Below are 5,080 nucleotides of genomic sequence, written 5' to 3' on the forward strand. Positions count from 1 at the left end.
TACATAAACTTAATAAAAAAGCTAATGAAGCTGCTACAATTGAATTAGCTGATGATAGTTTAATGATAACTGAAAGGGAAATTTCATTTATCAAAAGTATTAAAGATGCCTATTATAAAAAGTCGAATCCAATTTATGGCGTTTTTGATGATAATAGAATTACGTTTCCCTATCAATCAATTTTAGATGAATATTTCCAAAATACTATCTCTTTTCTTGAATATAGTGTTCTATCAATGAGGCATTTATTAGGAACAATCGATAGAGTTAGTCCAGCTACCGGCGGATATGTAGTTTTCGCACATTATGAATTGAACGAAGATGACGACCCAAACATCGATGAAGCTGAACCGTATACAATGGTTGTAATGCTTAATGACAAAATTATATATAACGTAAATAACAGTTTAACTCTTGATGAATTATTTGGTTTGGATATTGAGAAAATCGATGTGGCGAACTTGGTTAATTACAATAGATGGGTTTCAAATGAAGAAACCTACTTGTCATTTGCTAGGGGACGAAAAGATGTTTCAAATTACTTCCGAACTTTTATCGGTTGTACTGATCAAAGATCTTCTTACGACTCTTCAAAATTACTAAAAAAGGCTGTTTTAGATTATCTAGGGACTTTAGATATTGATGATGATAGAAAGGAAGAAATTAGGAATAGCATATTTACTTATTGTATAAGTCAAACAAATAGTAATCAAGATATTTCTCTGGATCACGTTTCGAGTATCATCGATAATGATAATCCTGAGCGATTTTCGCAATTCGCTGCAGGGGAAAATTACAGAGTTAGCTCATCCATAAAGGGCAATAAGAAAGCTCTCAAAGATTTAAAGTATTATGTTTATAAAAGTAAAAAGTTGAGACTAGAATTCGATAGTGCTTTAGTTAATGACCAAATTTTCTATAATAGTGAAGATAACACTATTACGATTACTGACGTACCAGATGAGCTACAAGAACAACTTCGTAGAGATTTTTAAATAGTCATGTTAGATAATTTTGTCGAGATTAGGCGTATGCTAGTTGATGTTAGCGTTACTCGTAGTGTTATTATAGGGGAATTAACATATCAAGATAGTATTAGTCAAAAACTCCAATCTCTTGAAGATAACGAACTCATTGATAATGTTGCAACACATGTGCAACGGTCTGTTGATTTGAGAGATTTACAAGCGGGGCAAAACGTCGTAATAAAATTATACCCTATGATGCTAAAGGGATGTTTTTATTATGAAAGCAGCGATGAACTTATTAGACATTTCTCAAACTCCGAACCTACCGCGCCGTACTATATCCATGAGTTAGAATACTTTTCTGAACATTCGGAACATCCAGTTTTTATTAGAAATTATATTTCAACGGTGAATTTGATTCAATTTTTAATAACTGTTTCAGATTACCAAAAACCAATAGCGAACTGGTCTGAGCTGTTCTTTTTGCAGGAAAAGCATTTGATTTTACCAATACATTACGATGCAAGTAGTCTTAACTCATTAGATGGCGTAAGTGATTTGATTAATCATGTTTTAAGTTCAGTAGATAAAGAAGTACGGAAGGAACTGTTTGTAAATGAACTAATATTACTATTGTCTAACAATGATAAAAGCGAGCGTTTTAAAAAATTATTAAATAGATTTTCGGATTTAAACACAAGCTACAAAAATAGTTATAGCTTATATATTGAGAAATATTCATTTAATAAGATTAAAGCAGAGGTTGATAAGGAGTTGCTGGATTATATGAAAAAAATACAGAGTGTTATCAATGATGCTCAAACAAAGTTAATTAGCATTCCAGTTGCGTTTATACTTCTGACAGCTCAATTTGATATCACTGGAGAAGAAACCCCTAAAAATATCTTCCTTCTCATAGGAGCACTAGTTTTTGGTGTTCTTTTAGAAGTTTTAATTAGAAATCAATATTCTGCTTTAAGTTTTTTGAATAAAGATATTACAGAGTTTAAGAGGAGGATTTCAAATAATCAGCTCAAATTAGAAACAGATAAAATGTTCATTGATATTTTTAATGTACATAAAAAGCAAAAACAATATTTAAATCTCATTAGATTCCTGATATGGTTTGTGCCAAGTGTTGTTCTAATAGCGGTGGTATATACCGTAGCTAAGAATAATATTGATTTTACGGTTTTAAAATATTTCTATAAAACATTTGTAGTCAGGGGATTTTAATTAATTTAAATGATATTCGCCTCAACCCGCAACCCGCAACCCGTAACCCGCAACCCGTAACCCGCAACCCGTAACCCGTAACCCGCAACCCGTAACCCGTAACCCGCAACCCGTTACTCGCTTATCGCTTCGGGAGAGTCGCCGCGTATCTCGGTATGGCGTATTTCGCCACCGGTTGTTCCGGCGCGGGCGCTTAAAATAATGGTAACAATAGCGCAAACAAGTATAATCAGGTTAACCAAAGCGGTTAGCCTGTATTTTTTGTAGTTAACCCACAGCCCCAAAGCTGCGGCAAAGCCTAATATATAAGATGAAATAATAAATACCTCGGCAGCCTCTTCATGCTCGTGTATCAGTTCGTGGCTAAAGCCGGTCAGGTGCTCTGTGGCTTCTTCGGCACGTTCTCCGGTAGCCCCGGCTGCCAGGGCAGCCACCGCCCCAAAAATAAAGAGGGCACACGCCACACGTTTTATAACCGCAGAACGGGTTGCATAGCCGGTAATAAATACCAACAGCCCAAGCACGGGCGCAACAACAGGAAAATGGTTTACTATAAGGTGGAGGTGGGCATCGTTCATACTACTGTAATTTAATACCATAAAAGTATTGCATTTACAGCATGTACAGAAAGGCCCGCGTTACTCTTAAGCTACTTTTAAGTTACTGCCTGCCAAACACCTCTTCCGGCTTTTCGAGGTTATCCAGTTTGTGCACATAGTCTTCGGGTAGCAGGCTAAGCCCGTACTGGTAAGACGCATTCATCCACCCAAACCCCGACTTGGTTATGTAGGCAAACTCGGTGCCTACGTTGCCATACTCGGCATATACCTTATGGGTGCTGTTTACCACGTCATACTTTTCGGGTATGGTGCCGTTATAATCAACAGCATTCTGGGTTATCGTCCACAGCCAGCGGTAAATCATTTCGCGGGCTTCGGTTTCATAGCCATAATCTAAAAGGCCTTTCCATAACAGCATCTGGTGCGGCGCCCAGCCGTTGGGGTAGTCCCACTGGCGCTGCACATCGTTAGTGGCATACTTTATTGTAGATGCCTTGCTTGATGCCAGTATGCCGCCCTGAGCTTTTAGCTCTGCCATCATTATGCTTACCAGGCTTTCGGCTTCATCTTCGGTACACAGCCCTGCCCACAACGGGAAGAAATTAGTCGCCGACATAAAATCGGTTAGCTTTTCGGTCTTTACATTATAATCAAAAAAGCACTGCTTTTCGGCATCCCATAAATACTGCTTCATTTTCATGCGGCGGGTAGCAGCCTTTTCGTGCCAGTATACAGTTGTATAGCTTTCGCCGTTTTCGGCAGTAAAGTCACCTTTAAAATAAGTATCAATTAAATACTCAAAATCCTTCTCATATTTATAGAGTAAAGAATTAAGGTCGACACAGTTCAGGTCGGCCGCCACATTATCAAGTCGCCATGTAGTATCATGCCCGCTCTCGCGCAGGGTGCGGTCGTGCACAAAATAACGGTCGAGTTCGGCATCTTTAATCTCGCCGCTTTTGTAGCGTTCCTCAAATGTGAGTACAGAAAGGCTATATTTATCGGCATATTCCTGAAGTATGCTCCTAAAGTGCCCCGGCTCTGTTTCCGGCGGAATGCCAATCCCCCCGGCATAGTAGCGGTTAAGCCCTGTTTCGGGTGTGTAGCGTTTGCCATCCATCCATACTTCTTCATATTCTTTTATCGCCATGCTAAGGGAGTGGGCAAGCCATTCGTTACTGCGCTCTTTTGCGGGTGTGGCCTCATACACCTCTCTTATAAATGAAGAGAGGAACGGCGGCTGCGTGCGGGTAAGGTAGTATGACCTGTTAGCGTTGAGTATCTTGCCGTAGTATTTTACCTGGTAGCAAAAGTTATCTACCATCGCTTTGGCAAGGTCGAGCCTTCCGTCTATAATAAGGCCTTTTCCTTCAAAGTAGCTGTCCCAGCCATACATTTCGTTAAACCTGCCGCCGGGCACTACAAAAGGTACGCCTTTGCCGTTCTCTATTTTTAAGGAGAGTATGCCGGGGCGGGTATTTATAGAGCGTACATATTCAGCACTTATAACAGGGGGCAGTATAACCACCTCAAGGTTTCGCCTGCGCTTTTGCAGCTCCAGGAAGTATTCTATACCTGTACTATCATGATAGGGTACATATATACGCTGGTGGCTGTCGTGCATTTTTTCGTCTTCGGTAATGCGGTTAAGCCCTTCTTCATCAATGGTGCGGGTAAGGTCGTCCCAAAAGTGGGTGCGTATGCGGCGTGATATGCGCTCGGCAGGGGGTTCCTGTATGCGGCTAAGGCTTATGCTGAGGGTGTCATGCTGCTCTTCGTGTGCAATGGCAAGCTCCTGCAACAGGTTAGAGAGGTAATAAGTATTGCGTATTATAACAGTGTCGCCCTTAGTACTTACCATATAGTAATCTTTTTGGGGTGCGTCGTCTTTCGTTATTTTTTTATCGCCGTCAGTATCATAGCCTGCCAGCAGGTCGTGCATGGTTTTATCAACAGGCAGATTAAAAAATGTTTGGCTTTCAGAAAATTTTTTACTGCAACTCATATATAAAAGTCCTGCAAGAATAGTACCCGTATATAGGGCAGCTTGCTTAAAATTATGCTTCTTCTTTGTTAGTAGTATAATGCCCATTCTCTTTTATTGGATAAGTGGGAGCATAAAAGTACTAAAATTCTGTCGTTAAGATTATCATTAATAAACAGGTTAACATATACTTAGTACATATTTTTTAATTTTTTATAAAATGTTTGATAGGTTGATGTGATTTATTTTCAGCTAATTATAATCTGTAAAATGATTTTAAATCGAAAATTGGAAGAAAAAAATAGCAAACATCCTTTGTTGTGTAAGAAAAT

4 protein-coding genes are annotated in these 5,080 nt (G+C 39.2%); 2 read left to right on the top strand and 2 right to left on the bottom strand.

Going from position 1 to position 5,080, the window contains the following annotated elements:
• A partial coding sequence (locus Q0K96_RS14910) for a nucleoid-associated protein (protein WP_297334775.1) occupies positions 1 to 995 on the top strand: 995 nt, incomplete at its 5' end.
• A 6-nt stretch (positions 996 to 1,001) separates the two neighbouring features.
• Entirely contained in the window at positions 1,002 to 2,204 is a 1,203-nt protein-coding gene (locus Q0K96_RS14915; protein WP_297334776.1) for a hypothetical protein, read from the top strand.
• A 113-nt stretch (positions 2,205 to 2,317) separates the two neighbouring features.
• Here Q0K96_RS14915 and Q0K96_RS14920 read toward each other — a convergent pair whose 3' ends face one another.
• Both Q0K96_RS14920 and Q0K96_RS14925 read right to left on the bottom strand, forming a co-directional pair.
• Complete coding sequence (locus Q0K96_RS14920) at positions 2,318 to 2,782, bottom strand: DUF2231 domain-containing protein (protein ID WP_297334777.1); 465 nt, start codon at positions 2,780 to 2,782, stop codon at positions 2,318 to 2,320.
• An 82-nt stretch (positions 2,783 to 2,864) separates the two neighbouring features.
• Positions 2,865 to 4,769, bottom strand: a complete 1,905-nt coding sequence (locus Q0K96_RS14925) for a trehalase family glycosidase (protein WP_297334778.1) — start codon at positions 4,767 to 4,769, stop codon at positions 2,865 to 2,867.
• Between the last annotated feature and the right edge of the window lie 311 nt (positions 4,770 to 5,080).

The sequence above is a fragment of the Flavobacterium sp. genome (genome assembly GCF_024305175.1).
Lineage (GTDB): Bacteria > Bacteroidota > Bacteroidia > Flavobacteriales > Flavobacteriaceae > Flavobacterium.

Excerpts from the sequence above, each read along its gene's own strand:
- Q0K96_RS14920 (WP_297334777.1), bottom strand. The coding sequence starts at position 2,782 with ATGAACGATGCCCACCTCCACCTTATAGTAAACCATTTTCCTGTTGTT.
- Q0K96_RS14915 (WP_297334776.1), top strand. The coding sequence starts at position 1,002 with ATGTTAGATAATTTTGTCGAGATTAGGCGTATGCTAGTTGATGTTAGC.
- Q0K96_RS14925 (WP_297334778.1), bottom strand. The coding sequence starts at position 4,769 with ATGAGTTGCAGTAAAAAATTTTCTGAAAGCCAAACATTTTTTAATCTG.